Below are 26,055 nucleotides of genomic sequence, written 5' to 3'. Positions count from 1 at the left end.
CACCACGTGGGTGATCAGGCCTTTGACGTCCTCGTTGAGGAATTTCTGCAGGTTGCTGCCGAACATCGCCATGCTGGTGGCAACGCTCACAATCAACGCCGCGCGCGCCATATTGGTCACCAGCACCATCATGGAGTCGCGGCTGCGGCCGGTGACGATCCGGAAGCCCTGGATCAGTACCCACAGCGTCATCAGCACCAGGGCAATGCCACCGACCCAGGACATCATGCGCCCCATCAGGTCGATGCCGTAGTCACTGATCCTGTCGCGCAGGTAATCCATGATCAGCTTGAAGAAGACGAAATCGCCGATCGACTGGACACGCACAGCGTAGCCCAGCAGATCCTGCAATCCGCCTGAGAAATCAAAGTTGGCCAGCCACCTGATCGTCATTTCCACAATCCCTTGGTAATTCCGTTACTGCATGAAATGCCGCATTGCTTTGCAGCGCATGTCTACGTATTAGCGGCCTGAAATCACTTGACGCTGAGCGCGGCCTTCAGTGCGGTGGTCTTGACCATGTCGCTGATCAGCTGCTTGGTCGGGTCCCCCTTCAATGCGGCCTGCGCCACCACCTTCTGGTTGGCCTCCATGACCTCGATATAGGCATCATAGGATTTCATCCGTGCTTCCCAGCTCTGGGCAAGTGCGGCAATGTCATTGGCGGTGCGGAGCGATTCGCTGTCGGCACCCTGCACGGTGCCCTGATCGTTGTTGGTCAGGCGGATCTTGAGGATGCGGGTCAAGGAGTTGTTGATGCGCGGAACGGTCTGGGTCAGGAAATCGATCGCGTCGTTGTACTTGCGGTTCTGCATCATCCGGATGTTGACGCAGATCTGCATCTGCTGCTCCTTCACATCCGCCTGCGGATTGAACACGAACACCTTGAAGGCGGACTCCAGGCTGAAGTCCAGCGCCTTGCCGCAGGTTTCGGCAACCAGATAGTTCGGTGCCACCGGCACCAGCGGCGCGCTGTCGGGCATGCCGAAGCTGTTCACCGCCGCCTGCACCTGGATCAGCGCCTGGCGATACTGCTCCAGCGTGCGGATCCAGCGGGTGTTCTGCTCGACGTACTCGGCCGCGTCCTGCGCTTTGGCCGCGTAGACGGTCGCCTCGGTCTTGTAGGTGTTGATCTGATTGAGCAGGTGCTGGATGAGGCTGGTACCGGTCTCCTGCACGGGAATCCAGGCGCTGACATTGCCGGTGCCGAGCGCCATCATGGCTGCCACGGTCATCGCTGCAAGATGGGGCGCGCGGCGGCGGGGCGAGGAAGCTTGCTTGGTATTGTTCATATCAGTCTCCATTGATCGGAACTCGTAGTCTTCGGGCAGGCCGTCTCGCGGATCAGGTAACAGTGTCGCGCGCTGCGACAGCCGCCTTGCCCGAGCCCTTTCGATTCTTGTAGAAATCTTCAAGCCACTGTTCCGGCGTCAGCTCATCCACCGTCACCCGTGCGCGTACCGCAGCTGTCTGCAATACCCGATGCATGATGTCGATGTTGTCAGTGGACGCCGAGATCACCGACAGAATGTCATCCATGCCGCGCAGGTTGAGCTGGCACACACTGGACGCGTGACCCTGCTTGACCAGGAAGCAGCGCGAGCGCTCGTCCAGGGCAGTGACCACCTTGAACTCGGCCTCGGTCAGCTTCAGGCCGTCCATGTAGTCGCTCTTGCTGGCGTTCGGGTTCGGCAGCAGGATCAACGTGGCAGTCTGCTCGATCAGCGCTGCCGAGATGTCGCTCTTCAGCGCGTCCTCCGGGCTCTGCGTCGCGAAGATGCCCAGGCCATTCTGCTTACGAATGGTCTTCTGCTTGTTCTTCGCGAACTCCTTCAGGCCACCTTCGCCATCCAGGATCTTCCAGAATTCGTCCATCACGTAGATCAGCGGACGACCATCGATCAGCGACTCCAGGCGGTGCAGCAGGTAATTGATGACCGGCACGCGCACTTCGGGGTTGTCGATGATGTCGGTGTAGTCGAAGCCGATGATGTTGGCCTTGCTCAGATCAACGGTGTCGACCGGATTGTCGAACACCCAGCCCAGCGAATTGCCCGAGGTCCAGCGGCGCATGCGCGCGTAGAGGCCATCGTCACCCATGTTGGGCAGGCTCTTCTGGAAGTTGGTCATGCTGCGCAGGTGCATCGGCGTATCGAGCATGCTTTCCACTGCGCGGTAGATGTCCTCTTCCTCGCGGGCGCTGTACTCACGCTTGCCGGCCAGCACCTTGATCAGGTCGGCCAGGAACTGCACGTTGGCTTCATTGTTCTCGCACTGGAACGGGTTGAAGCCGGTCGGCGCGCCGTTCTCCAGGGCCAGATAGTTGCCACCGCAGGCACGGACGAAGATCTCCGCACCACGATCCTTGTCGAAGAAGAAGATGGTCGGCGACGGCTCGTACTTCTGCACCTGGCTGAGGAGGAAGTTGATCAGCGCGGTCTTACCGGTACCGGACTTGCCGATCACCATGGTGTTGGCGATCGCCTTCTCGCCCAGCGAGTTCTCCGACGGATGGGTCGCGTGGAAATTGAAATAGTACGGCTGGCCGTTGGTGGTCTGCAGCGTGGTGACGCAGTCGCCCCACGGGTTATTGTGCTGCTTGCCGGTCGCGAAGTTGTGCAGCGGCGACAGGCCCAGGAAGTTCAGCGAGCTGACATTGGCCAGGCGGGTGCGATAGCGCCAGTTGGCCGGCAGCTGCGAATAGAAGGACGAGGTGACCGCCAGGTCTTCCTTGGTCGACACGAAACCCGCATTGGACAGCTCGGCGCGCGTCGTGGCCACGTTCTGCGACAGTTTGGCCTGGCTGTCGCCGTAGACCGTCATGATGAAGTGGTACTCGCCCAGCACGAAATTGCCCGACGACAGCTGATCCATCGCCTGGTCCAGCTCGACGATCTGGCTGACCGCCTTGTCGCCGGAGGAGATCATCATGCCCTTGGTGCGGTCGAGCACCTTGAGCGCGTCCTGACGCCCCATCGGGCTGAACGAATGGGTGATGACGTACTCGTAGTCCAGGTACTTCAGGCCGTTGAGAATGCCCGGGTAAGTGCCCTCGGCATACTCCTTGATGTTCAGGATGGCGCCGAAGTGGTTGGCACCGTTGGGGGTATTGATGACGAAGTCACCGGTCTTGGCCGAGAACATATGGCGGCTGACCGGCAGGTAATCCTTGATTGGCGCCGACAGCACCGGCACCGGTTCGTCGATGCGATTGATCAGGTAACCGAACAGCTCCAGCGTTTCCGAGAACACCACGCCGTTCTTGGCCTCGTACATGCCCAGGCGATACGGCGCATAGTCTCGGATGACGGCCTCGACGTTGCCGGCCAGTTCCATCAGCTTTTCGACTGCCTGCTCCTGCTCCGCGCGCAGCTTGTCCACGTTCGCCGACTTTTCGACGAAGCGCTTACCCGCCACCACGGGGCGATAGATCATGGTCAGGTACAGCTCGTTCTGCATGATGCGCTGCGAGGACAGCATGCCCATGTACTGGTCGGACACGTCCTGGTTGAAGCGCTGCTTGTAGATGCTCTTGCCCTTCAGCGTGCGGCGACGACGGATGTCATGCACCCAGAACGCCACGTTCACGAAGTCGGGTGCACGCAGCGTCTGCAGCAGGCGGTTGAACGTGTTATGGCGATGCTCAAGCTCCCATTCCTCACGGCCCACGAACGGCAGCCCTTCCAGATGCCAGGTCAGCAGGTAGTCGCCGCCCGTGGTCTTGACCACGTTCGGGGCGACGTGCGACGACAACGGGATGAACTCACTGATGGATGTGTCAGGGCTGAACATACGACTGCTTCCAAAGAGGTACTGCCAAGAAGTTTCAACAGACCCGACGGGCGCTTGCGCCCGCCGGGCCGGATCCGGACCTCAATCCATTCGGGCCGGCTTGTCGCGGTAATGGTTGGGGTTGAACACCCACATGCCATCGTGTTCCTGCACGTTGCGGACTTTCAGCTTGAACATCAGGCGCAGGCCCAACAGGCGGAAGATCATTTCGTCACGCTTGGCCATCTGTCGCATGATGAAGACCGCCACCGGGATGGTGAGCAGGAACCAGAAGTTCGTGTACATGCTGAGCAGCAGCAACCCACCTGCCACCATGAAAAATGGCAGGTAGGGCACGCCCAGGAACATTGCTGGGCGCGTGCAGCCGCGGAACACGACGTTCTTATGCACTGTAGTACTGGATTGCGTTGTTGATCAGGTAGTAGGTGCTGCTGCCGCCACCGCACTTGCCGTCGCTGCCGTCACCCAGCAGCATGCGCGCGATCTGGCCCGCAGCGCCGATCAGCACGCCGCCGATCAGGATCGGTGCAACGTCGGCGATGCGCTTGTGCGCGAAGGCGATCTGATAACCGGCGAAGATCACCGCGATGGTGACCACGGCGATCGAGGCGATGTTCAGCAGGCCGTTGATGTTGTTGAAGAAGCCGCACACCTTCTTGTCGGTGCCGCCGAAGTCGACGGCACCGTTGGCGAAGACCTGCGGGGCGAACATGGCGCCGACGAAGATCGTGGCCATCAGCAGGGTCTTCAGCGTGCGCTGGGCCTGGACGAGGTCGAGATTGGATCGCTTCATGGATTGATTTCCTTGTTGATGGACTAACACAACTGAATCGGCCAGCCGGGGGACTGGCCGCACCACGACTTCGTCAGAACACGAAGGCCGCATCCCCTGCGGGAATCTGTTGCACCGGTGCAGCCTGCACCGGTGCGTTGAATGAATTGTCGCCACCGGCGACAGGCTGGTTGCGCTCGCTCCAGGGCCGCAGCATCACTGGCCCCTCATTGCCGGCGCCAGCAGCACTTGGCAGCTGCTGCGGCATGGCCATCGCCTGTGCAGCACCCTGCTGAGGCAGCTGCTGCGGCATGCCACCGGCCTGTTGCTGGGGATAGGCGGGCCCTTGGCTGGGCTGCGCCTGAGGCTGCATCATCCTGTCCACTGAACCCAGCACCACCTTGGACAGCGCCTGGTCGGCGAGATTCAGCAGGCTGCCCCGCGCCATCGCACCGGTGGACGGGTACACGACATAGGCGCGTGCGGGATCTTCCGACGGCACGTACACCGGGCCATTGGACTGCGCAACGATGCGGGCCTGCGCCGGCGAAGCCAGCTGCGGGTGATGCTCGACCTTCACCGCGCGGCGCTCCCCCCGACTGACCACGTCGATCGGTGCGACACCATTACTGGCGACCTGCTGCCCGCGGCGGATCGAGTCGTAGATCTTCTGCACGTAGCCATGACGGAAGCCGGTCTCGAAATTGCCCGAGTAGTAGCAGCTGAACGACTTGCCCCAGTCACCACCGGAGCGCTTGTAGCACTCGGCGAGGATGCGCGAACCTGCCTGCAGGTTCGGGCACTGCTGGAAGGCCTTCTCGTAGGAATCCAGGCCGTACTTGCCCAGGTTGTAGCGATTGACCTGGGCCAGCCCGATCGAGAAGTTGTAGCCCTTCTCTTCCAGCATGCGCACCGTCGCCAGTGCTTCATCCAAGGCCTTGGGCTGGCGCACCAGTGCACCGCCAACCACGCCGATCGCGTAGGGATTGCGCGACGATTCGACGTTGATGACGTGCTGCATCACCTCCATCGATACGGCCATCTCCGGGCACGCCATCATTTCCAGTCCTGGCAGCATCCTTCAGCCCCCCTGCCCCTGGGCACGCCCAGGATTGAAGTCGATGCCGGTGATGTAGCGCGAGCCGGCATGCGCCTTGATATGCACGACGATGTCGATGGTCATCATCAACAGTCGCTTGATCACGTTGAATTCCAGGCCCGAACCTTCGGTCGAGGCCTTCACCATCAGCGCCAACTGGTCCCAGGTCTGCTCCGGGCTGCCCGCATGGCAGCTGGTGATCGAACCCGGATGACCGGACGCGCAGTTGCGGATGAAGTAGAACGCCTCGTCACCGCGCAGCTCGGCCAGGATGATGCGTTCGGGCTTCATGCGCAGGCAGGCTTCCATGCAGCTCTTGGCGCTGACATTGCTGGTGCTTTGTCCACCCTTGGAATACAGCAGGTGCACGACGTTGGGCTGGGTCAGGAACAGTTCGCGCGCGTCCTCGATCGTGACCAGGCGCTCGCTGTCCGGGATATGGTTGACCAGCGCCTTCATGAAGGTGGTCTTGCCGCTACCGGTCGCACCGGATACCACGATGTTCTTGCGGTACATCACCGCACGCCGGAAGAACTCGGCGTACTCGCGCGAATGGCGCAGCTCCAGCAGCTCGCGATCCTGCTCGCTGATGCTGCCATCACTCTCCAGGATCTGGTTGAAGAAGCCATCTTCGTGATACTGGCTGAGCGACTTGGTGTGCTTGGACGGCAAACGGATGGTGATCGACACCTTCCCTGCATCACATGCCGGCGGAATCACGAACTGCGCACGCTGGCCGGTGGGGAACGTGAGCGACACGACCGGATCGGCATCGGTGATGCGCTGGCCGGTGTTGCTCTCGTTCACCACCGCCGTGCAGAACTGCCGGGCCCGCTCGAAGGTCAGGCTCGGCACGTCCACCCGCTGCCACCCGGCCCGCGTTTCCAGGTACAGCTCACCGGGACGGTTGATGCAGATTTCCGTCACTTCCGGGGATGTCATGTACTCGGCGATGCCCAGCACTTCGTACTGATAGCGCAGGAAATCGCTGGAGACGAGGGCCAGGGGTGACACTTCAGCGTCCATGATCGTTCGTTGGGTTACCGGCGGGGGTGCAGCACGTTGGTGAAGTCGACGTCCTTGGCAACGTAGACGTTCACGATCGTGCCCTGGTTGATGGTGACGGTCGGCGGACGACGGTTGCTGCTGAGTGCCTCGTTGGCCAGGCGCTCCATCGTGCGTGCGGTAGCACTCTCATAGGGCGACTGCACCGTCATGCCGTTATTGGCGATGGTGGTGGTCTCCGGACCGTGTTCGGCGGCTGCGTACTTGAAGGCATCGGAAATCAGGCTGATCATCAGCGCCGAGGCGATACGGCTGCCCCAGTGCGCGCTGTACTGGCCCGGATGACCGGCGCCACCCAGCTGATCCACGCCCGGGCTGGACATCGCAACGTCGATGCCATTCGGAGTGGTGATGCGATCCCAGATCACTTCCACGCGCTTGCCCATCGGACCGCCGCCGTAGGCGCCATAGATCTTGGAGCCCTTCGGCAGCAGCAGGTTGCGACCGTTGATCGAGTACACCGGCTCGGTCAGCAGGCACGAGGTATAGCCGGCGAGATCGGTGATGATTCGGGTTTCCAACACGCAACGCAGGTAGGTGCCACGCACCAGCAGCGCGTCGGGGCTCTGGATGTAGGTGGCGCTGGAGACATCCTCGACGTCCGGGCCGCGGCGAACCTTTGCCGGCGCCGCCTGATTGTTGGGCAGCTGGGCCAGCATGGCACGGGTGTACTCATCCATGCCGCGGCCGCCATTGCCCCCGTTGCCATCCTGTCCATCACCACCACCCACCCCGCTCCCGGAGCCGATGCGGCGGTCCAGCAAAGTCGGGCCACGGTCCATCTCGCGCGCCGAATCGGACTGGGGAACGAACAGCGGGGTGGAATCCAGCGGCGGCGGCGGTAGCGGCGGCGTCATCGGAATCGGATCAACCGGTTGCATGGCCTGGGAGGGCACCGGACTCGTCTGCACGGCGTCCGGCAGAGTCGGCGTGGACACACGCGCGACTTCCGGCACCTTCTGTGCAGCGTCCTTGTCATCCTGGCCCTTGCGGAACAGCAGGAAGCCCATGGCCACCAACAGCAGCACGATGCCACCGAGGAACAGCAGCGCCTTGCGGTTCAGCCGCTGCTCTTCGGCCGAGCGCAGCTGCGGCGCGGCCGCGTCCAGATCCGGCGCCGGCTCGGCCTGGGCCGTGCCGAAATAGGGATTCGACGGCGCGTCCGCGGCACCCTGTGCGCCGTACGGGCTCTGGCTCTCGTCGCGTCCGTTGTTCGGGTCGTTTCCGGGAGTGTTCTGCTGGCTCATTTCTTCACGTTCCTTCGCAGGCCGACGACGAAGTCGCCGTGGCGGATGACCAGGTACGGGTGCGTCCCGTGCACGATCAGCGTATTGCCTTCAACCGTGGTGTTGACCACAAAGTCTTCACCGTATTCCGTTTCACGACCAAACACGGCCGGGAAGATGCCGGTCTTGTATTCCGGCGAGTTCGGCAGTTTCAGGTAGGTGAAACGGCCATCGTCATAGGCGTTGACCGGGATCAGCCACCCCATCTTCTTCGCCTTGCTGGTCGAATAGGAGTAGTTGAAGTTGTACTGCCGGTCCTTGGCCAGTTCCGAGCTCAACAACGGCTTGGCCTCTTCCTCGACCGCTTCCTGGGCGACGCCGAACACGGTGTCGTTCGGATAGACGAAGGCGATCTTGTACTGCACACCGGCACGACGGGCCTGTTCCAGCTGGCGCCAGTCGGTGGCCACCACCTTCAGCTCGAAGATGTAGGAATGGGTCTCGGTGCGCACCATCATGTTGGTGTCGACGTCGACGTTCTTCGGCTTGAGGTAGAACACGTTCTCGCGACGGGTCAGTTCCCAGCCGCTGCTGAAGCCGGTGCTGTAGTCGAGGATCTTCTCGTTCGGGCTCAACTCGATCTGGGTGGTCAGGCCCAGGCCGGTGCGAACCGGATAGATACGGTCCTTCTCGTACTCGTAGTGGTCAACCGCCTGCGCCATCGCCGCTGCTGAGAACAGCAACGACAACATCGACAGCAGCGCCAGCGCGCTTCCCCTGATATTTCGACTACTCATCGGTTGCTTGCTCCATCAGCAGTTCCGGTGGAATTGTTCTGCGCCGGCCTCATGGCCGGCTGTCCGGGCATGACCTGCCCCGGCATTGCTTGCCCCTGCACCGGCTGACCCGGCATGGGTTGACCCTGTACCGGCTGGCCCGGCATTGCCTGGCCCGGCACGTGGCCGTTGACCGGAGCCGCGACCGGCTGGCCGGTGGCCGGATCGATCATGGTGGCCGCGGCCGGATTGTTGGGATCGTAGACACCCTGTGCCTGCTGCGCCGCCTGTGCGGCCTGCTGCGCCTGCGCCTGCATGGCGCCGTCATCCGGCACCGGCACGCCACGCGAGTAGTCGTTGTCGACGCGGTACTCGGTGACCTGGAACGCCAGTGGGTTCAGGATGCGATCCTGTTCGGACAGCGCCAGGTTCTGGTTGTAGCTGAAGCGCATCGTCACCAACTGGTTGTCCAGGTAGGTAGAGACGCCGGTGCGCTTGTCCAGCAGGCTGCGCTGGATGCGCACCGAAGCGCCGCGGAAGCTGCCGTTCGGCTCGGCCCCCAGTGGCGTGATGCTGAGGATCTTGACCCGGATCGCGCGCTCGCGACCGTACATCACGAACGGGTTCTGCGGATTGTTGCCGGCATAGCGGACACGCATGGACTGCGCCACCGGATCGGTGGACATCACGAACACCAGTTCCCAGTCACGCAGGCCCATCACCGCCGAGTCATACGATTCGCGCGCGAGCACGTACTGGGCGACGTTGCTGCGATTGATCGCTTCGTTGGTGGTGATCGTCTCGCCCTGGAACGTGCCACTCAACCGCGCGACGGTCGCCGTACCCGTGTAGGCATCGGCCATGACCAGGAACGGCACCTTTTCCTTCAGCGGCAGCATGTAGTAGTAGCCGCCCGCCAGTGCGAGCGACATCAGCAACGAGCCTGTGGCGACCCACCACGCACGCCGCTCGCTGCGGCGCGCCATGTCGGCCACGGTGATCTCGTAGCTGACCGCCTTGGCGACCGACTGCTCGACCTTGGGACTATTGCCGGGATCCTTCTTGCGGAACATGGATTCTTCCGTACTGCTGAAACATCAATGGGCGTGGCACCCCTGCGACAGGCGCGGGGAGCGGCACGTTCGATGATTTCGAGGTGGACTCAGGTGCCGCTGTTGGAATCAGCGCCCTGTGCCGACGCGGTCGGCGTCGAGCCAGCGCTCTGCACAACGATCTGGTTGCCAACGATGGAGACGGAGATGCCCTGCGCTGCGTAGGCCGCCGTCAGATCGATCACGGCCTGCTGAGCGTTGGTGGTGTCGATGCTGGAGACCGCGCCGTACAGGGTGAAGTCCGAGCTCAGGCGGTAATCCAGCGTGCGTCCGGAATCCTTGGCCCAGCGCTCGAGCATGGCTTTGAGCGTGCCATCCATCGGCGAAGCCTGGTAGACGTAGCTGGAGTACAGCGGGATCTCGGTGGGTGCCGCAGCAAAGCGGTTGACCGGCTTCCAGCGGCCTCCGAAATCGGGAGCGGACTTGGTGGCGCAACCGGCCACCATCAACGCCGCCACTGCGGCGATGGACATTTTCGCGATAAACGCCTGATTCATACGGGCTTCACTTTGACGTACGAAAAAGCAGTCCCGAGCATTGGCCCCCTGGTCGTCCGGCGCTGCGTCGCGCACGCCGGAATCGGAGCGACGCACTGACTGGCAGCACACCTGCTCCGGCTCCCCTGCAGCCAACGGCTGCCAACCAAGTCGCGGGGCCGCCAGACACTGCCGACGACACACCCGCATACCTCACCAACGTCGAAACCATCCTTGTTTCATGGCACAAACTCCTGGCCACCCTGCTCTACAACATCTGCCATCCATCACACATTTCTGAACGACATGCACAGGGTCGCACAACCACGCGTCAATTCCATGTCAGACAAGTCTGAAAATCCATGAACAAATGCCAAATTCTTGACCGAAATCACGAATTCACATTCTTAACTACGAATGGTGATCACAAATTCAGCGACGTGAATTAGACGTTCAGCATCGGAACGTCCACCTTCGGCAGCAGCCTCGAGGTGAAGTAGCGATCCTTGTAGTACCGGATCTTGTCGCACTTCACCGGGTGAGGTATCCCCTCGTACAGGAACACCTCCATGTCCGGCCCCATCGCCTTCAGCTCCTGCGGCAGCATCAGCGCGCGCCGTTCCTCGGTGAAGTTGTGGGTCTTCTCGCGGGCATGGGTGACGTTCTTCCTGCGCACCGTGGTGTAGCCCAGCATGTCCGAATAGTCGTTGGCATCCTGCTGTTCGCGCGGCGCGTACAGGATCTGCAGCGCGTGGTTGGTGATGATCGTGCGAGAGACTTCCCGGCCGTAGGTGGCGTCGAGTTGGGACATGCTCTGGATGATCGGCAGCAGGCGGATGTTGTAGCCGGCCATGTAGGAGACCGCCGAGGCGATGATCTCCACTTTGCCGATCGAGGTGAATTCGTCCATCAGCAGCAGGCACTGGTACTTCAGGTCCGGGTTGGACTTGGGCAGTTCCTTGGTGTTGAGGTTGATCAGCTGGCTGAAGAACAGGTTGATGATCAGCCGGCTCTCGGCCAGCTTGTTGGGCTGGATGCCGATGTAGATGGTCATCTTCTTCTTGCGGACGTCGGTCAGCAGGAAGTCGTTGCTGCTGGTGGCCTTGTCCAGCACCGGGTTGATCCAGGGATTGAGCGGCTCCTTGAAGGTGCCCAGGATCGAGGCGAAGGTCTCATCGGCCTGCGACAGCATGTTGGCGAACGCCGAACGGGCATTGGCACTGAGGAACGGTCGCTCCGACAGGGTCTTGAGGTACTTCTTCAGGTCGGTGCCGTCGCCGGAGGACAGACGGTACACCGCACCGAGCGTGGGCGTGCCGGCGCCGCCCGGGAAACCGCTGCTGCGCTCGTCGTCCCAGTTCTCGAACAGGTACAGGGTAAAGGCCATGAACGCGTTGCGTGCCTGGCTGACCCAGAACTTCTGGTCCTCGGCCCCGTCTGGGTACAGCATCGCGGCGATGCTCATCAGGTCCGACACCCGGAAGGCCGGATCGTCGGAGACGTAGCTGAGCGGGTTCCAGCGGTGCGTGCGCCGGTCCTCGGCGAAGGGGTTGAACAGGTAGATCTCCTGGCCCTGGCTGGCGCGCCAGCCGCTGGTCAGGTCGAAGTTCTCCTGCTTGATGTCCAGCACCACCAGCGATTCGCCGTACTCCAGCAGGTTCGGGATGACCACGCCCACGCCCTTGCCCGAGCGGGTGGGCGCGGCCAGGATCACGAACTGCTGGCCATCCAGGCGCACCAGCTTGCCGCCATGGCTGCCGACCACGATGCTCTGGCCGGTCTTCTTGAACATGCCGTGCTTGGCCAGGTCGGCACCGGTGGCGAAGCGCGCGTCGCCGTGCAGCGAGCGCTTGTCCTTCTTCAGCAGCAGCACCAGGCCGGCCACCAGCAGCACCAGCAGGGGCAGGCCGAAGCCTACGTAGCCCGCCCATTTGATCTTGCCCACGAAAGGCGCGACCTGCGGTTGGCCGATGGCGTGGACGTACTGGTAGTAGGTGTTCCAGGTGAACAGCTGGGTGTCCAGCCCCAGGAACAGCAAGGTCAAGTAGCCGGAGAACACGAAACCAAGCAACAGGGTCGCCAGCGTGATGATGGCGATGAGCAGATACTTCTTACTGGGCAACACCCGAATCCTCCATGATGCGCACGCGGCGCGACGGCCTAGCGGTGGCGCCAGCGCGACGCCTTCTTCCGCAGGTGGTTCTCGTTTTCCAGCCCGGGCTCCTCGCCCTCTTCACGCACCAGTTGCAGCAAGCGTTGGCGCGCTTCGGCCAGTGATATCAGGTCGGTCAGACGATCCCCATCGTCGGCGACGACCGCATGGCCGACCACATCGCCGGGAGCGTACACCGGCTCGTGGGACACCGCTACCAGCTGGTAGCGGCCACGGGTTTCCAGCACATGCCTGAATTCCTGCATCGCACTCCTCCTTGTCGGGGCAACACTGCGCCCCCTGCCCCGCCATCATGCCGGTGGCAGCGTCATGGGCGCATCCACAACCGCTGCGGCTTCTGCGCGAAACTGTGCGCGGATATCCAAGGAAACCGCAATGGACTGGGTAGCACTTGCCCGCACGCTGGCCACCGAGGCCCACGCGGGGCAGATCGACAAGGCCGGCCAGCCTTACATCGGCCATGTGGCGCGGGTGGCGGCTGCGGTGCGCGGCGACGATGACGCCGAAGTGGTGGCCTGGCTGCATGACGTGGCCGAGGACTGCCCGGCGTTTGCCGCGCGGATCGAGGTATTTCCCGCACCGCTGCGCGAGGCGGTGCAACTGCTCAACCGCGATGCAGCACCCGACGCGGACAGCTACTACGCGCGCATTGCCGCCCACCCGCTGGCACTGAAGGTGAAGCGCGCCGATCTGGATGACAACGCCGATCCGCAGCGGCTGGCAATGCTCGATGCGGCGACGGCCGCGCGCCTGCACGGAAAGTACGCTCATGCCCGGGCGGCGCTGGGCATCTGAGCCGGACGCGACGAGGCGCGGCGGGCCGGCGTGTCACCGATCAAACGCTGATTTACCCTGAGTGCTGCTGCTCCTGCTGCAGTGCAGCAGTACAATGGGCGGCTCCCGCCCCCCCCATCGCGCCCCCGCATGAGCCCCAACTCTTCCCTGGCTGCGCGGCTGACGCCCCGCCAGCGCACCCTGATCATCCTCGCCCTTTCACTGGGTGGCTTCGCCATCGGCACCAGCGAGTTCGCCAGCATGGGCCTGATGCTGGAGATCAGCCGCGGCCTGTCGATTTCCGAAACCCAGGTCGGGCATCTGATCAGCGCCTATGCCATCGGCGTGGTGGTCGGCGCCCCGATCCTCGCCTTCGTCGGCGCCAGCTTCCCGCGCCGCAAGCTGCTGCTGGCACTGATGGGCTTCTACGCGGTCGGCAACCTGGCCAGCGCGCTGGCACCGAACTACGGCACGATGCTGGTGGCGCGCTTCGTTGCCGGCCTGCCGCATGGCGCCTACTTCGGCGTGGCGATGCTGGTGGCCGCGGCGATCAGTCCCGCAGGCCAGCGCGGCCAGGCGATGTCACGCGTGCTGCTGGGCCTGTCGATCGCGATCCTGGTCGGCAACCCGCTGACGACCTGGCTGGGTCAGCAGCTGAGCTGGCGCACCGCCTTTGCCCTGGTCAGCGTGCTGGCCATCGCCACCGTGGCGATGATCGCGCGCTTCCTGCTGCCGGACCCGGATGAAGTACGTACCTCGCCGATGCGCGAGCTGCGCGCCTTCAACACGTCCCAGGTGTGGCTGGCGCTGGCGATCGGCGCGGTCGGCTTCGCCGGCATGTTCTGCGTGTTCACCTACCTGGCACCGACCCTGGTGCAGGTCACCGGCGTGGCCGAATCGTGGATGCCGCTGGCGGTGGGCGTGTTCGGCATCGGCGCGATCATCGGCAACATCGCCGGTGGCTGGCTGGTGGACAAGTTCCACTTCAAGGCCGCCGCCGTGGTGCTGCTGTGGTCGATCGTGATGCTGCTGCTGTATCCGCTGGCCGCACAGTCGGTGTGGACCATCGGCCCGATGATCATCACTGTCGGCACCATGGGCGCACTGGCGGCGGTGCTGCAGACCCGCCTGATGGACGTGGCCGGTGAGGCGCAGACGCTGGCGGCGGCCTCCAACCACGCCGCTTTCAATACTGCCAACGCACTCGGCCCGTGGCTGGGCGGCATGGCAATCAGCGCCGGCTTCAGCCCGGCCAGTACCGGCTATGTCGGCGCGGCTACCGCGATCGGCGGCCTGCTGCTGTGGTGCGTGGCGGTGATGCTGGACAAGAAGCGCAGCACCGCCGTCGTCGGCAGCCACTGAACATTGCGCCGGATCGTCAGTTGCTGCCTCTGCGGCGACGGCGATCTGGTCGCAGCAACGCTGTATCGCCGGCCACCAGGGTCGGCCGCGCCAGCTCACCGCGCTTCACACGGTCCAGCACCCGCCGCGAATTGGCTGCACAGTCGATGCCGTCCGGCCGCGCCTGGATGTCCTCGATCAGGGCCAGCAGATGCGCCCGGCTCTCTGCCAGCCGCAGCTGCAACGCTTCGATGTCAGCCACCTTCTGCTGCAGCATCGTGATCAACGCCTCATGCTGCCACTGGCCCGTGTCCGGTGGCAGCAGGGCGCGGATCTCTTCCAGGCTGAAGCCTGCACGCTGCGCGCCCGTGATCAACTCCAGCAACAGCACCGCCTGTTCCGGATAGTCGCGGTAGCCATTGGCCTGGCGCTGCGCCACCAGCAGCCCCGCGTCTTCATAGAAGCGAATGCGCGACGCCGCGAGGCCCGTGAGGCGGGCCAGCTCACCGATCTTCATCTGCCTGAATCCTCGCCATGGGAGCCTGTTGACCTTCAATAAAACTTGAAGGTTAGCGTAGCGCCATTCCCCTGTCCTGGAGCTGTCCGATGTCGCTGTTCTCGCCCCTGGCACTACCCTCCGGTGCCATCATCCGCAACCGCATTGCCAAGGCCGCGATGGAGGAAAACATGGCCGACGCCGACCACGCGCCGTCCGCTGCACTGCTGCAGCTCTACCAGCGTTGGGCCGATGGCGGCGCAGGACTGATCATCACCGGCAACGTGATGGTCGATGGCCGCGCCATGACCGGCCCCGGCGGCGTGGTGCTGGAAGACGACCGCCACCTTGACCGCTTCATCGCCTGGGCCGAAACGGCACGCTCACGGGGCGCGCAGATGTGGATGCAGATCAACCATCCCGGGCGGCAGATGCCGGCCGCACTCGGCCAACCGGCACTCGCGCCGTCAGCCGTCGCCCTGGAGATGGGCGCGCTGTCCAGGCAGTTCGCACCGCCGCGGGCGATGACCGAGGCGGACATCGAAGAGGTGATCGCCCGCTTCATCCGCAGCGCCGAGCTGGCCGAGCGCGCCGGGTTCAGTGGCGTGCAGATCCATGCCGCGCACGGTTACCTGCTCAGCCAGTTCCTGTCGCCGCTGTCCAATCGCCGCGACGACCGCTGGGGCGGCAGCCTGCACAACCGTGCGCGCCCGCTGCTGGAGATCGTGCAGGGGGTGCGCGCCACCGTGTCGCCCACGTTCGCGGTGGCCGTGAAGCTCAATTCCGCCGATTTCCAGCGCGGTGGCTTCTCGCCCGAGGATGCGCGCGCAGTGGTGGAAATGCTGGCGCCGCTCGGCGTGGACCTGGTCGAACTGTCCGGTGGCAGCTACGAAGCACCGGCCATGACCGATGCCGCGCGCGACCAGCGCAGCCTGGCCCGCGAGGCCTACTTCCTTGAGTTCGCGCGTGAGATCGCCACGGTGGCAACCATGCCGCTGATGGTCACCGGTGGCATCCGCCGTCGCACCGTGGCCGATCAGGTACTTGACAGCGGTGTGGCCATGGTCGGCGTCGCCACCGCGCTGGCGATCGAGCCGGATCTGCCCCACCGCTGGCAGCAGGGCCGCGACCCGGTGCCGACACTGCGCACCATCGACTGGCGCAACAAACCGTTGGCCGCCAGCGCACACATGGCCGCAGTGAAGTACCAGTTGGCGCGGCTGAGCAGGCTCCGGCCCACGGCGCCGGGTGTTTCGCCCGTCTGGGCACTGCTGCTGGCACAGGCGGCCGCAAAGTGCCGGACCCGCCGCTACCGGCGCTGGATCGGTGCACGCGCAGGAGGATACTGAGCGGGCAGGCTTCTCATCACCGAATCGATGCTTCACCATCTGCACGATCGGCGGCAGCCCGTTTGCCGGTCGCAACACGCAGAAGGAACCCTCGTGGCAGCAGGACCAACCAGGAACCACGAAAAGCTGCTCGATGACCTGCTCTCACTGGGCCGCAACTGGGCGCTGGCCATTGCCATCGCAGGTGCCGGAGCTGCGGTCCATTACAGCGAGTCGGTCTACGAAGCAGGCATCTGGCGCGACCTGCTGCCCACGCTCTGCTTCCTGGTCGCCATCGTCTGGATCGTGCTCAGCATCATCCGCTTCGACCTGACCATCCAGCAGCACTTCGAGCGGAAATTGTCACGCTGGCTCAGCCGTCTGCTGTATGTCGTGCTGCTTGGCACCGGCATCACTGCCGTGTTCTTCGTCACCGAACTGGCGGAGAACAATCACATCGCGCGGATGTGCGACTCGGTGGCCAATGAACCCGGCAGCCGCATCCACAGGTCGGCCGAGTGCCAGCGCCTGTACCAGCGCCGCGCGGCGTACCGGCAGCGCCTGGAATCGGCCGAGGGTGAGTTCGACTGAACGGGCTTCATCGCGGTCTTCGCGCGCGATGAACACATTTCGTGGATGTGCATTTGGGCACAGTGCAGCCGACGCCGCGCTCTCGGCCCGTACCGGACCCGCAATGCCCCCCCATCGCGCACCTGCCCGCCATGATGCCATCGCCTTGCAGGCCGGCATGCTGGGCAGCGTGTTGGGCGTGGCGCTGTTCAAGGCCATCGCACTGTCTGCGTTGGCGACGGGTTCGATGATGGGTATCGGGCTATGGGTGATGGCCTGCGCGCTGCTGGCAGCGTGGGCGCTCGCAGCCTATCTGGCCTGCCTGGCACTGAGCCGGCGCGTGTTCGTGCTGATGCTGGTGCTGTGCACGGTACTGGTGATCTGCATCGCCTGACGCCGGCAGGGGCCGGACTATCGCGCATCTGTTATAGAATAACAAGTGCGGTTGGTCCGATTGTGCATGCCCGGTGTCACGGATTTGAATTCCATGGCCATCCCGGCATCACCCGAGGCCCCCCCGTGAACCTGCAGCCCCCGCTCCGCGTGACCCTCATTGCCATCGCCCTCGCATCGCTCAGCGCCTGCGCCACCTATGACGACAGCAACATGCATCAAGCCTGCCAGGAGTCGCCGCACCTGAAGGACCTGCCGCCCGAGGTCGCTGCCCGCGAGAGCCGCTGCAACAAGGGCATGGAAGTGTGGTCGAGCGAGCGCAAGGGCAGTGACAAGCCGCTGGACCTGAGCGGAAAGAAGAACAATCCCTGACGAAGGTGCGCGCCCGGTTGCCGCGCCTGTCTTGATCGCGCCCATGCATCCGGCTGACTGCTCCATCACAGCCGGCGCGCGACGATGAGGTCTCCCCACCCTGTCGAGACTCAGATGCCGGACACTGCCCACCCTGTCATTCGCGCGTTCGAGGCCGTGTTCGATCTATCAGGCAGCGTGCAGCGCATCACTGCGCTCACGGTCACCTGCCGGCATTGCTCGTCGACCAGCTCTGCCAGCGAAGACAACCTGGTGCAACTTCCTGGCGGGGCGTTGTTCCGTTGTGACGGGTGCGGCTGCCATCAACCGGTCAGCCACGCCCGCCTGTCGGACTGGCAACCGGCGTCGTTGCTGGGTATCTGAGGGCCGCCACGTGGAAATGACTGCGGAACAGCGGAAAATACTCCAGGCAATCGCCGCTGCAGAGCCGGTGCGCGGCGATGCCGCAACGTGGGCGGTGACCGCCGGATGGGCGGTACAGGCGGAAGACGGGGATATCGATCTGACCGAGGCTGGCCGGGATGTGCTCACCGCGCAGGCAGGTCGTAAGGGCTAGACCCGCCGATCAGGCCAGCTTCGCCTCCCTTCGCGCTGCGCCGCGGTAGCGGCAACCTGCTGAACAAAGGGTGCATCCCTGCCACGTCAACGGCGAAGTGGCGAGGCCCTTCATGCCGACGGTGTGCAGGGCGTCATGACATGCGCTCGGCTATGCTGCGCCACCTCCCTGCGCCAATGGCGGCCATGCATCCTTTTCCCCTGCCAGTCTCCGCACCTGATCAGCTCGCCTACCGACTGCTGCAGGACAGTGACTGGGCCCGCTCGGCCACTGCCGCAAGCGCACCTGCCGAACTTCGCACCTTGCTGGCGATGATCCTGGATTCGCCGGAACCCCTGTGGCTTGCCTGGGGCAAGGAAGACAAGGCGTTCTTCTTCAATGATGCCTATCTGCCGATGCTGGGGGAAAAGCTGCACGGCGCGATGGGCAACCGTCTGGAGGATGTCTGGGCGGACGTATGGCCGGACGTGGTGCATGCCGTCGACGACGCCTTTGCCGGCACCAGCCGCAGCTTCAAGAACATGCCATTGATGATGGATCGCGACGGCACGCTGCGCGAAACTTTCTGGACGTTTTCCTATTCACCGCTGCGCGTCGGCTGCGGCAGTGTCGCCGGTATCCTGTGCGTGGTCAGCGAGCAGACCGAACGGGTGATCGAGCGCGACCTGCACAGCCGCCAGGTCGCGGCGATCACCGAGCAGGCGCGGGAGGCCCATCTGGAACTGGTGCGCGCCCGCGAGCAGCTGCGCCAGTCGCAGAAGCTGGAGGCGATCGGCCAGCTCACCGGCGGTGTGGCCCACGACTTCAACAACCTGCTGCAGGTCATCACCGGTTCGGTGGACATGCTCCTGCACACGTGGCCGTCAGACGACACCCGGCGCCGCTACATCCAGGCCATTGCCACAGCCTCGGACCGCGCAACCAAGCTGACCGCGCAACTGCTTGCGTTCTCGCGTCGCCAGAGCCTGTCGCCGGAGGTCTTCGATCTCTGCGAGAGCGTGCACGCGCTTTCGGACATCATCACCACGGTACTGGGTGCACGCATCCAGGTGTCGTTGACGTTGCCCGGCACGCCATTGCCGGTGCTGCTGGACCGGACCCAGCTGGACACTGCATTGATCAACATCGCGGTCAACGCGCGCGATGCGATCGAGGGACACGGCAGGGTGACCATCGAGGTGGAGCAGGTAACCGCGGTGCCTTCGGTGCGCTTCGCCGCGCCGATGAAGGGCGACTTCGCCGCGATCAGCGTGACCGACACCGGAGCAGGCATCGACCCCGCCGTCGTCGACCGCATCTTCGAGCCCTTCTTCACCACCAAGAGCGTCGGCGCCGGAACCGGCCTCGGCCTCAGCCAGGTGTTCGGCTTCGTCAAGCAGTCGGAAGGCGAGGTGGACGTGCAGAGCCAGGCGGGCGCCGGTACCCGCTTCACCCTGTACCTGCCGCTGGCGCAGGCGAGAGAAATGACGGAACGGCCGGCGACGCTACCGGGGCTGCAGCATGGTCACGGTGTCTGCGTGCTGGTTGTGGAAGACAACGTCGATGTGGCCGAATTTGCCGTCGGCGCCCTGCGCGAGCTCGATTACAACGTGGTACTTGCGCACAATGCGGACGAGGCCCTGGCGGAGCTCGAACGGGATGCCTCCCGCTTCGATGTAGTGTTCAGCGACGTAGTGATGCCTGGCATGAACGGCCTGGATCTGGCCCGTACCATCCGCAGCCGCCTGCCTGGGCTTCCAGTGATCCTTACCAGCGGCTACAGCGAACTGCTGGCCCGGGACCCTGGCCATGGCTTCACCCTGCTGCGCAAGCCTTACTCATTGAAGCAGCTGGCCTCGGTGATGACCGAAGCCGGGCGCTGCGCGCAGGCCGTGGTGGCGTCGCCCTAGCGGGCGGTCACCGCAGCGAACCGAACCAGCGTTCCAGCGAAGGCTCCAGCCCCGACGTGTCACCGCCAGCATCGCAGGCCCAGGCGACGATACCGTCGGGGCGGACCAGCACGGCGCCCAGTCCCAGCGTGTCGCGCGCCGTGGACATCACGCAGGTGACCGACCGCTGCCAGCGCTCAATGATCGGACCGAGCGAATCGCCGGTATCGAGCCCCAGCAGCACGCCCTGCCCTGCACGCAGCAGCTCTCCCATCCGACGGTCATCAGCCAGTTGGACGTCCGGTGCGCTTCGGCCAACCCGCGGATGGCTGCCGTCGAGCACCGGTGGCGGTGCTACACCCCACAGCCGCTCGGCGAGATAGGTGGCACCGTCGCGGGTCGCGGCCAGGTCGGCGATGACCGCCGCCAGCGCGCGCGACCCGGGGCCTGGCCGCATCAACGCCACCTGCGCACGTGACCAGTCGAGCACCTGCGCGCCGATCGGATGGCGCTCAGCCTGATAGCTGTCCAACAGCGACTCTGCCACATCACCTCGCACCACCGCGGCCAGCTTCCACCCCAGGTTCATCGCATCGCCGATGCCGAGGTTCAGCCCCTGCCCGCCCAACGGCGAATGCATGTGCGCGGCATCACCGGCCAACAGCACGCGGCCGCTGCGATAGGCCGTGGCCTGGCGCGCGGCATCGGTCCATGTGGTGGCCAGATGCAACGCCGTGATCGTTGCCTCTCGCCCGGACACACGCCGCAGCAGCGCCTGGGCGGTGTGCCGGTCCAGCGGCGTGCGATGGCCGGCGCCACCGTCGAAATCGGCCAGCGCCAGCATGCCCGGCGGATTGAAATTGCACATGCCGTGTTCGGTGAACTGACGCCCCGGGACGAGCACCGACGGGTCTGCCAGTTCGACCTGCAGCGTGTGCCCGGTGAACTCCGGCGCCGTCCCTGCGAACACGAACCCCGACTGCTTGCGTACCGTGCTGCGGGCGCCATCGCAACCGACCAGCCAGCGGCCCCGCATCAGCCCGCGACCGGTCTGGACCGCCATCTGTGCTTCGCGTGCGTACACCGCCTGCACCGTGCAGCCACGCTCGATCTGTACACCCAGTGACACCGCACGCTCGGCCAGCACCGCCTCCAGCGACTGCAGCTCGACCGCCATCTGGGTGGGCACCGGCGTCGGCAGGCGATGGCGCCAGCGCGCACTGTCCACGTTGTACAGCGCAAAAGGAATGCCGGCGAAGTGGCCGCCCAGCGGCCGCGGTTCCGCCAGCCAATGGGCGGTGCCGGGCGGCGGTGCGCCGTTGTCCGGCTTCAGCACCTGACTGGCGGCAACCGCATCCAGCAGGCCACGTCGATCCAGGGCCTCCAGGGTGGGCGCGTTCAAGCCGCGCAAGCCAAAGGGCAGGCGTTTCAAGGGTGTCTCGGGCGACACTGCCTGCTCCAGCAACAGGACCGAACAGCCGGCCTGGGCCAGCTCGCAGGACAGGAACAGGCCGACCGGGCCGGCCCCGGCGATGACGACGTCGTACAACATGGGATTTCCCTGTGAGCGCCGGGCCGGCGCTCTGGCGACGCCAATGTTACACTCGGTGTACGTTTCCACAAGTGAACCGCCCATGATCCCGCCCCGGGGCCGCCGCGAGCAGCGCAAGACCGAAACCCGACAGACCATTTCGGACGTCGCCACCGAACTGATCATCCGCCGCGGCTTCGAAGCCGTGTCCATGTCCGAGATTGCCAATGCGGCGGGGGTCTCGCGCAAGACGGTCTTCAATTATTTCGCCAGCAAGGAAGACCTGGTGTTCGACCGCGATGAGGAGGCCCGGACCCTGCTTCGCGAAGGCATGGCGGCGCGCCGTGGCATGGCCCCGCTGGCCGCCTTCCAATCGCTGGTGCGGGAGCTGCTGGACAGCGGCCATCCGCTGTTACGGATCAACTCCGGTGCAGCGGCCTTCTGGGCAACCGTGGCCGACAGTCCGGTGCTGGTGGCGCACGCGCGACGGCTGCAGGCACAGCTGGCCGACGACCTGGCCCAGCTGATGGCCGACGCGGCCGGTCGGCCCGCGCAGGACGCGGAGGCACGCCTGGGCGCAGCCATGCTGCTGGCGTCGATGGTGGCCGCCTATGAGAGTGGACTGGCCAGCCAGCAGAGGGGCGAGGATCCGCGCCAAGCGATGCTGCAGCTGATCGTGCGCGGTGGCACCGGCGTGCTGGTGGCCTTGGCCGGCACCCCATATACCGACCCGGGCCTGCGTCCATAGCGCACTCGGGGGATAGGTCACGAAGCGTTGCAAATGCTAATCTTTCTCATTTGCAGCCCGTCCCGACCCCCTCATGCCGCTTCCAACCCCGCTCAAGCACGCCCTCTGCCTGGCGCTGCCCCTTTCCCTGGCTACGCCTGCACTGGCCTCCGAGGCCTCCGCTGACACCCCGAAGGACCTGGACAAGGTCGAAGTCCGCGGCCGCGCGCAGACCCTGTACCGCGCCAACGATGCGGCCGTCGGCACCCGCACCGATACCCCGTTGGAACTGGTGCCGCAGTCGATCCAGGTCGTGCCGCGCGAGCTGATCGACGACCAGGCCGCGCGCCAGGTCACCGATCTGTACCGCAGCATCAGCGGCATCAGCTTCTTCAGCTATGCCGGCGTCACCCTGCGCGGGTTCCGCCAGGAGAACGTTCTCTACGACGGCCTGCGTGGTGATCCCTATGCGGGCTTCTCGGTGCCGCAACTGTTCAATATCGAACGCGTGGAAGTACTGAAAGGTCCGGCCGGTGCGCTGTACGGCGGTGGTGATGCGGGCGGTGTCATCAACTATGTAACGCGCAAGCCCAAGGCGCGCGCCGAACGCCGCATCGAGCTGCAGGCAGGCGACAAGGACTTCCGCGCCGGATCGATCGAAGGCACCGGCCCCTTGAATGCCAGCGGCAGCATTCGCTATCGCGCCGGCCTGTATGCCGACAGCGAGCAGGGCGTGCGCTGGAATGCCGACAGCGAAAGCGTGATCGGCGATGCCTCGCTGGCCTTCGATGTCGGCCAGACCGGCGAGCTGGTGCTGCAGTTCACCGACATCACCCAGAACCTGGGCGGCAACCGCCTGCGCGGCGTGCCGGTGAACGATGCCGGCAGCTTCCTGACCGACCGCCGCTGGAACCACAACGAGGCCAGTGACTTCCTCGACATGCGCGCCAAGGTCGCACTGGCGCAGTATCGCTTCGCACCGCGCGACAACCTGGACGTGGACCTTGCTGCGCGCTGGTTCAGCAACAACGAGCACCAGATGTACCACGAGCCGATGGGGCTGATTGATCGTGACCGCGACGGCGTGGCCGAGTGGATGACGCGCCAGCTGCGCAACCAGATCCGTGACAACACTGCCTTCACCGCCAGCGGCAATGCCGTCTGGCGGATCAACACCGGCCGTATCGAACACAAGGTGCTGTTCGGCGCCGACGTGTACCAGCTCGACGCCGACTTCACCGCGCAGACCGCCAACAGCGCCGACCTGGCACGCGGCGCCGGCCCGGTGCGCGGCATCGACCTGTTCAACCCGGTCTATGGCGCGAGCACCTGGCATGACTACAACCTGGCCGCTCTGCCCTGGCGCAGCACCGCCACCCGCAGCAAGCGCTACGGCGGCTACCTGCAGGATGAGCTGGCACTGGGCACGCGCTGGCATGTGCTGGCGGGGCTGCGCTGGGATGGCTTCAAGGATCAGGACCGCATGGGTGGCGGCAGCGTGGATGGCAACGATCTCAGCTGGCGCCTGGGCAGTACCTTTACCGTCCGGGACGGCGTGAACCTGTATGCCAACATCGCCAGCGGCTTCGTGCCGCAGAGTGCCACCAACCAGAACCCGGCGGCCGGCGGACCATTCGACGCGGAGCGCAGCAGGCAATGGGAAGTCGGTCTGAAGTCCCTGCTGGCCGACCGTGTGACCCTGAACATGGCGGCCTACCGCATCGACCGCAGCAACATCGTGCAGGCCACCGGCGAGGTGATCGGCGGGGTAAACCAACTCGCTGCACTGGGCCTGGTACGCAGCACGGGCATGGAACTGGACCTGCTGGCCGACGTGACCGAGCGCTGGGTGGTGAACCTGACCTACGCCTACAACGACGCACGGGTGAAGGATGCCGGACCGAACGGCATCACCAATGCCTCCGGCGACCGCTTCGCCAATGCGCCACGCAACAAGCTCGGCCTGTGGACGCGCTACGACCTGCCGTCGATCAACTCGGCCATCGGCTTCGGCGCCGACCATGTGGGCGAGCGTGTCAGCCTGGATGGGCAGGCGGTCAAGGCATACACGGTATTCGACATGAGCTGGAAGACCACGTGGAAGCAGTGGCAGTTCCAGGCCAACGTCAAGAACCTGTTCGACAAGGTGTACGCGGCCAGCGGCTTCATCGAGCGCAACGGGCATTTCCCGGGCGAGCCGCGGCGGGTGTATGTGCAGGCGGCCTACCGCTTCTGAGAAGGCCTTCCAGCAGAGCCGGGCGCCCGCTCGGCTCTGCTACGTAACCTCAGCCCATCCGCATCGCAGGGTTGTCACGTGCGTGGACGTCGTTGTCCTGCTGGCGCTGCATGGCCGCCTGCTGTCGCTCCAGGCTGGCGGCCTCGATCTGCCGCAGCGAGTGTTCGACCGGCGTCTGCACTGCCGTGTCCGTAGGCATGACCGCTCGCAGATGCGCGGGATCGCTCATCTCGCCCTGCACCACGAACACGTTGCGGCCGGCCGGATGCTCGGCGGTCTGCGCGCTCAGCAGCACATGGTCGGCCCGTTCAAGCTGGTTGCGACGGGCCAATGCCATCACGCTCGCTACGAGGCGCTCACTGTTCTCGTCGTGGGTACGCCCGGCGCCGGCATCGATCGCGGCCACGCCTTCGCGCACCTGTTGCATCAGTGCGTAGTCGCGGTGGCCCGGACCAATGTCGGCCAGGCGGGTCGGTGCCTGCGAGAAATCCGGCACGTCGTCCACGGCTGCGGTCAGCGGGCTGCGGGTGATGGTCCGGTACGGGTCGTCCGGGTGGAACTGGGTGCGTTTTTCCTGGCGCTCCAGACGAACCTCGCGCGCGTCGTTGAGCTCGGCGATGCGAGCCGGATCGGTGATCTCACGCATCGACATGTGGCCACCACCCGCGCTGACACTGGCCCATTTCCTGTCCGCTTCGAAGTACATCGCGTAGTAGCTGTTGCCACCGATGACGTTCGGATCGACCGCCGAGCGCCCTTCCAGTGCCTGGGTGGCTTCCAGCACGCTCAACCGGGTCAGGTATTGCCCGCCCTTCGTCCATCCCATCTGGCTGATGGCATCGACGCTGGTGTTGCCTACGCGCGGGCCTCCGGCGTAGTCATTGTTGAGCATGTTGGTCCAGATCTGTTCCAGCTTCTCGGGGCCGCTCTTCTGCTCAGCCGCCTGCAGCAACACGCGCGGCGTCCAGCAGTTGGGATCGAGTTCATGCCGTTCGAATGCCCGGTCGTGTGCCAGCATTACATCCTTGCCGGGAAGATTCAGTGCAAATTCGGGACGCCCCTGCTCCATCCAGAACAGGCGTCGCTCCAGGTCCTGGCGCAGAAGCGTCTGCCCAAACATCTCCCATTGCCGCTCGCTCAGCTGCGCATCGGGAAAGCCGGAGCCCTTGCCTTCCTGATCTCGGGCGTAATCCTGTGCGTAGCTGTTTGCAACGCGGCCTGGCAGGCTGTCGTTGCGAACAACACCCAGCGCAAGCGTGCCATAGCCATCCGCATCTGGCAGCTGCGACAGATAGTTCCAGTACAACTCACGGTTTCCGGCCCTGGCATAGCTGGCCAGAATCCTAAGATTCTCTTGCGTCAATCCGCCCAT

At 64.6% G+C, this 26,055-nt stretch carries 25 protein-coding genes and 2 pseudogenes; 11 read left to right on the top strand and 16 right to left on the bottom strand.

Annotated elements, in window-relative coordinates; all coding sequences use genetic code 11:
* The 13 genes and pseudogenes from AC5P7A_RS02970 to AC5P7A_RS02910 form a co-directional block, all read right to left on the bottom strand.
* Positions 1-393 (bottom strand): annotated as a pseudogene (locus tag AC5P7A_RS02970) (TrbL/VirB6 family protein); the annotation flags it as partial.
* Positions 394-476: 83 nt separating this feature from the next.
* A complete protein-coding gene (locus tag AC5P7A_RS02965; protein ID WP_495219874.1) occupies positions 477-1,292 on the bottom strand; it encodes a hypothetical protein in 816 nt (271 codons plus the stop codon).
* Positions 1,293-1,344: 52 nt separating this feature from the next.
* Positions 1,345-3,792 (bottom strand): VirB4 family type IV secretion/conjugal transfer ATPase, encoded by a 2,448-nt coding sequence (locus tag AC5P7A_RS02960; protein WP_126411099.1) that lies wholly within the window; start codon positions 3,790-3,792, stop codon positions 1,345-1,347.
* Between the two features lie 81 nt (positions 3,793-3,873).
* Entirely contained in the window at positions 3,874-4,182 is a 309-nt protein-coding gene (locus AC5P7A_RS02955) for a VirB3 family type IV secretion system protein (protein WP_019660289.1), read from the bottom strand.
* On the bottom strand, positions 4,175-4,585 hold the full coding sequence (locus AC5P7A_RS02950) for a TrbC/VirB2 family protein (RefSeq protein ID WP_019660290.1): 411 nt from the start codon (positions 4,583-4,585) through the stop codon (positions 4,175-4,177). Before AC5P7A_RS02950 ends, AC5P7A_RS02955 begins: the two co-directional genes overlap by 8 nt.
* Positions 4,586-5,164: 579 nt before the next feature.
* Positions 5,165-5,642 (bottom strand): annotated as a pseudogene (locus tag AC5P7A_RS02945) (lytic transglycosylase domain-containing protein); the annotation flags it as partial.
* 3 nt (positions 5,643-5,645) lie between these two features.
* Complete coding sequence (gene virB11 / locus AC5P7A_RS02940; protein ID WP_069118280.1) at positions 5,646-6,689, bottom strand: P-type DNA transfer ATPase VirB11; 1,044 nt, start codon at positions 6,687-6,689, stop codon at positions 5,646-5,648.
* Between the two features lie 14 nt (positions 6,690-6,703).
* On the bottom strand, positions 6,704-7,975 hold the full coding sequence (locus AC5P7A_RS02935) for a TrbI/VirB10 family protein (protein ID WP_495219873.1): 1,272 nt from the start codon (positions 7,973-7,975) through the stop codon (positions 6,704-6,706).
* Positions 7,972-8,751, bottom strand: a complete 780-nt coding sequence (locus AC5P7A_RS02930; protein WP_014037652.1) for a TrbG/VirB9 family P-type conjugative transfer protein — start codon at positions 8,749-8,751, stop codon at positions 7,972-7,974. The genes AC5P7A_RS02935 and AC5P7A_RS02930 overlap by 4 nt, the downstream gene beginning before the upstream one ends.
* Positions 8,748-9,803: a VirB8 family type IV secretion system protein gene (locus AC5P7A_RS02925; protein WP_495219872.1), complete on the bottom strand. Its 1,056-nt coding sequence runs from the start codon at positions 9,801-9,803 to the stop codon at positions 8,748-8,750. Before AC5P7A_RS02925 ends, AC5P7A_RS02930 begins: the two co-directional genes overlap by 4 nt.
* An 89-nt stretch (positions 9,804-9,892) precedes the next feature.
* A complete protein-coding gene (locus AC5P7A_RS02920) occupies positions 9,893-10,339 on the bottom strand; it encodes a hypothetical protein (protein ID WP_032957008.1) in 447 nt (148 codons plus the stop codon).
* Between the two features lie 424 nt (positions 10,340-10,763).
* A complete protein-coding gene (locus AC5P7A_RS02915) occupies positions 10,764-12,443 on the bottom strand; it encodes a type IV secretory system conjugative DNA transfer family protein (protein WP_014647580.1) in 1,680 nt (559 codons plus the stop codon).
* 35 nt (positions 12,444-12,478) lie between these two features.
* Positions 12,479-12,736 (bottom strand): hypothetical protein, encoded by a 258-nt coding sequence (locus AC5P7A_RS02910; RefSeq protein ID WP_014647581.1) that lies wholly within the window; start codon positions 12,734-12,736, stop codon positions 12,479-12,481.
* A 130-nt stretch (positions 12,737-12,866) separates the two neighbouring features.
* On the opposite strand from AC5P7A_RS02910, the gene AC5P7A_RS02905 reads away from it, so the two are divergent.
* Both AC5P7A_RS02905 and AC5P7A_RS02900 read left to right on the top strand, forming a co-directional pair.
* The gene (locus AC5P7A_RS02905) at positions 12,867-13,286 is read left to right on the top strand and encodes an HD domain-containing protein (protein ID WP_032957003.1); all 420 of its coding nucleotides are present in this window, start codon (positions 12,867-12,869) and stop codon (positions 13,284-13,286) included.
* 129 nt (positions 13,287-13,415) lie between these two features.
* A complete protein-coding gene (locus AC5P7A_RS02900) occupies positions 13,416-14,627 on the top strand; it encodes an MFS transporter (RefSeq protein ID WP_014647583.1) in 1,212 nt (403 codons plus the stop codon).
* Between the two features lie 16 nt (positions 14,628-14,643).
* On the opposite strand, the gene AC5P7A_RS02895 is transcribed toward AC5P7A_RS02900, so the two are convergent.
* Positions 14,644-15,123, bottom strand: a complete 480-nt coding sequence (locus AC5P7A_RS02895; protein ID WP_495219871.1) for a MerR family transcriptional regulator — start codon at positions 15,121-15,123, stop codon at positions 14,644-14,646.
* 89 nt (positions 15,124-15,212) lie between these two features.
* On the opposite strand from AC5P7A_RS02895, the gene AC5P7A_RS02890 reads away from it, so the two are divergent.
* The 7 genes from AC5P7A_RS02890 to AC5P7A_RS02860 all read left to right on the top strand — a co-directional run bounded on the left by AC5P7A_RS02890 (position 15,213) and on the right by AC5P7A_RS02860 (position 20,210).
* Positions 15,213-16,451, top strand: a complete 1,239-nt coding sequence (locus tag AC5P7A_RS02890; RefSeq protein ID WP_495219870.1) for an NADH:flavin oxidoreductase/NADH oxidase family protein — start codon at positions 15,213-15,215, stop codon at positions 16,449-16,451.
* A 93-nt stretch (positions 16,452-16,544) separates the two neighbouring features.
* Positions 16,545-17,021, top strand: coding sequence for a hypothetical protein (locus AC5P7A_RS02885; RefSeq protein WP_134809038.1), 477 nt, complete (start codon positions 16,545-16,547; stop codon positions 17,019-17,021).
* A gap of 103 nt (positions 17,022-17,124) precedes the next feature.
* Positions 17,125-17,394, top strand: coding sequence for a hypothetical protein (locus AC5P7A_RS02880; RefSeq protein ID WP_014647587.1), 270 nt, complete (start codon positions 17,125-17,127; stop codon positions 17,392-17,394).
* Between the two features lie 125 nt (positions 17,395-17,519).
* Complete coding sequence (locus AC5P7A_RS02875; RefSeq protein ID WP_032957423.1) at positions 17,520-17,765, top strand: hypothetical protein; 246 nt, start codon at positions 17,520-17,522, stop codon at positions 17,763-17,765.
* Positions 17,766-17,879: 114 nt separating this feature from the next.
* Positions 17,880-18,128, top strand: coding sequence for a hypothetical protein (locus tag AC5P7A_RS02870; protein WP_014647589.1), 249 nt, complete (start codon positions 17,880-17,882; stop codon positions 18,126-18,128).
* 10 nt (positions 18,129-18,138) lie between these two features.
* Positions 18,139-18,321, top strand: coding sequence for a hypothetical protein (locus AC5P7A_RS02865; protein WP_046431358.1), 183 nt, complete (start codon positions 18,139-18,141; stop codon positions 18,319-18,321).
* Positions 18,322-18,506: 185 nt separating this feature from the next.
* Positions 18,507-20,210, top strand: a complete 1,704-nt coding sequence (locus AC5P7A_RS02860) for an ATP-binding protein (RefSeq protein ID WP_049442514.1) — start codon at positions 18,507-18,509, stop codon at positions 20,208-20,210.
* Positions 20,211-20,217: 7 nt separating this feature from the next.
* On the opposite strand, the gene AC5P7A_RS02855 is transcribed toward AC5P7A_RS02860, so the two are convergent.
* Complete coding sequence (locus tag AC5P7A_RS02855) at positions 20,218-21,741, bottom strand: FAD-dependent monooxygenase (RefSeq protein WP_227863904.1); 1,524 nt, start codon at positions 21,739-21,741, stop codon at positions 20,218-20,220.
* An 82-nt stretch (positions 21,742-21,823) separates the two neighbouring features.
* Here AC5P7A_RS02855 and AC5P7A_RS02850 point away from each other — a divergent pair, with 82 nt between their 5' ends.
* Positions 21,824-22,468: a TetR/AcrR family transcriptional regulator gene (locus AC5P7A_RS02850; RefSeq protein WP_046431363.1), complete on the top strand. Its 645-nt coding sequence runs from the start codon at positions 21,824-21,826 to the stop codon at positions 22,466-22,468.
* Positions 22,469-22,541: 73 nt separating this feature from the next.
* On the top strand, positions 22,542-24,683 hold the full coding sequence (locus tag AC5P7A_RS02845) for a TonB-dependent siderophore receptor (RefSeq protein WP_329768177.1): 2,142 nt from the start codon (positions 22,542-22,544) through the stop codon (positions 24,681-24,683).
* 49 nt (positions 24,684-24,732) lie between these two features.
* Here the strand turns inward: AC5P7A_RS02845 and AC5P7A_RS02840 are convergent, their stop codons facing one another.
* Positions 24,733-26,055: a Smlt3024 family type IV secretion system effector gene (locus tag AC5P7A_RS02840; RefSeq protein WP_049442493.1), complete on the bottom strand. Its 1,323-nt coding sequence runs from the start codon at positions 26,053-26,055 to the stop codon at positions 24,733-24,735.

Source organism: Stenotrophomonas sp. YJH_SMC_65 (genome assembly GCF_059369475.1).
This window is presented reverse-complemented; position numbering and strand designations above follow the sequence as displayed.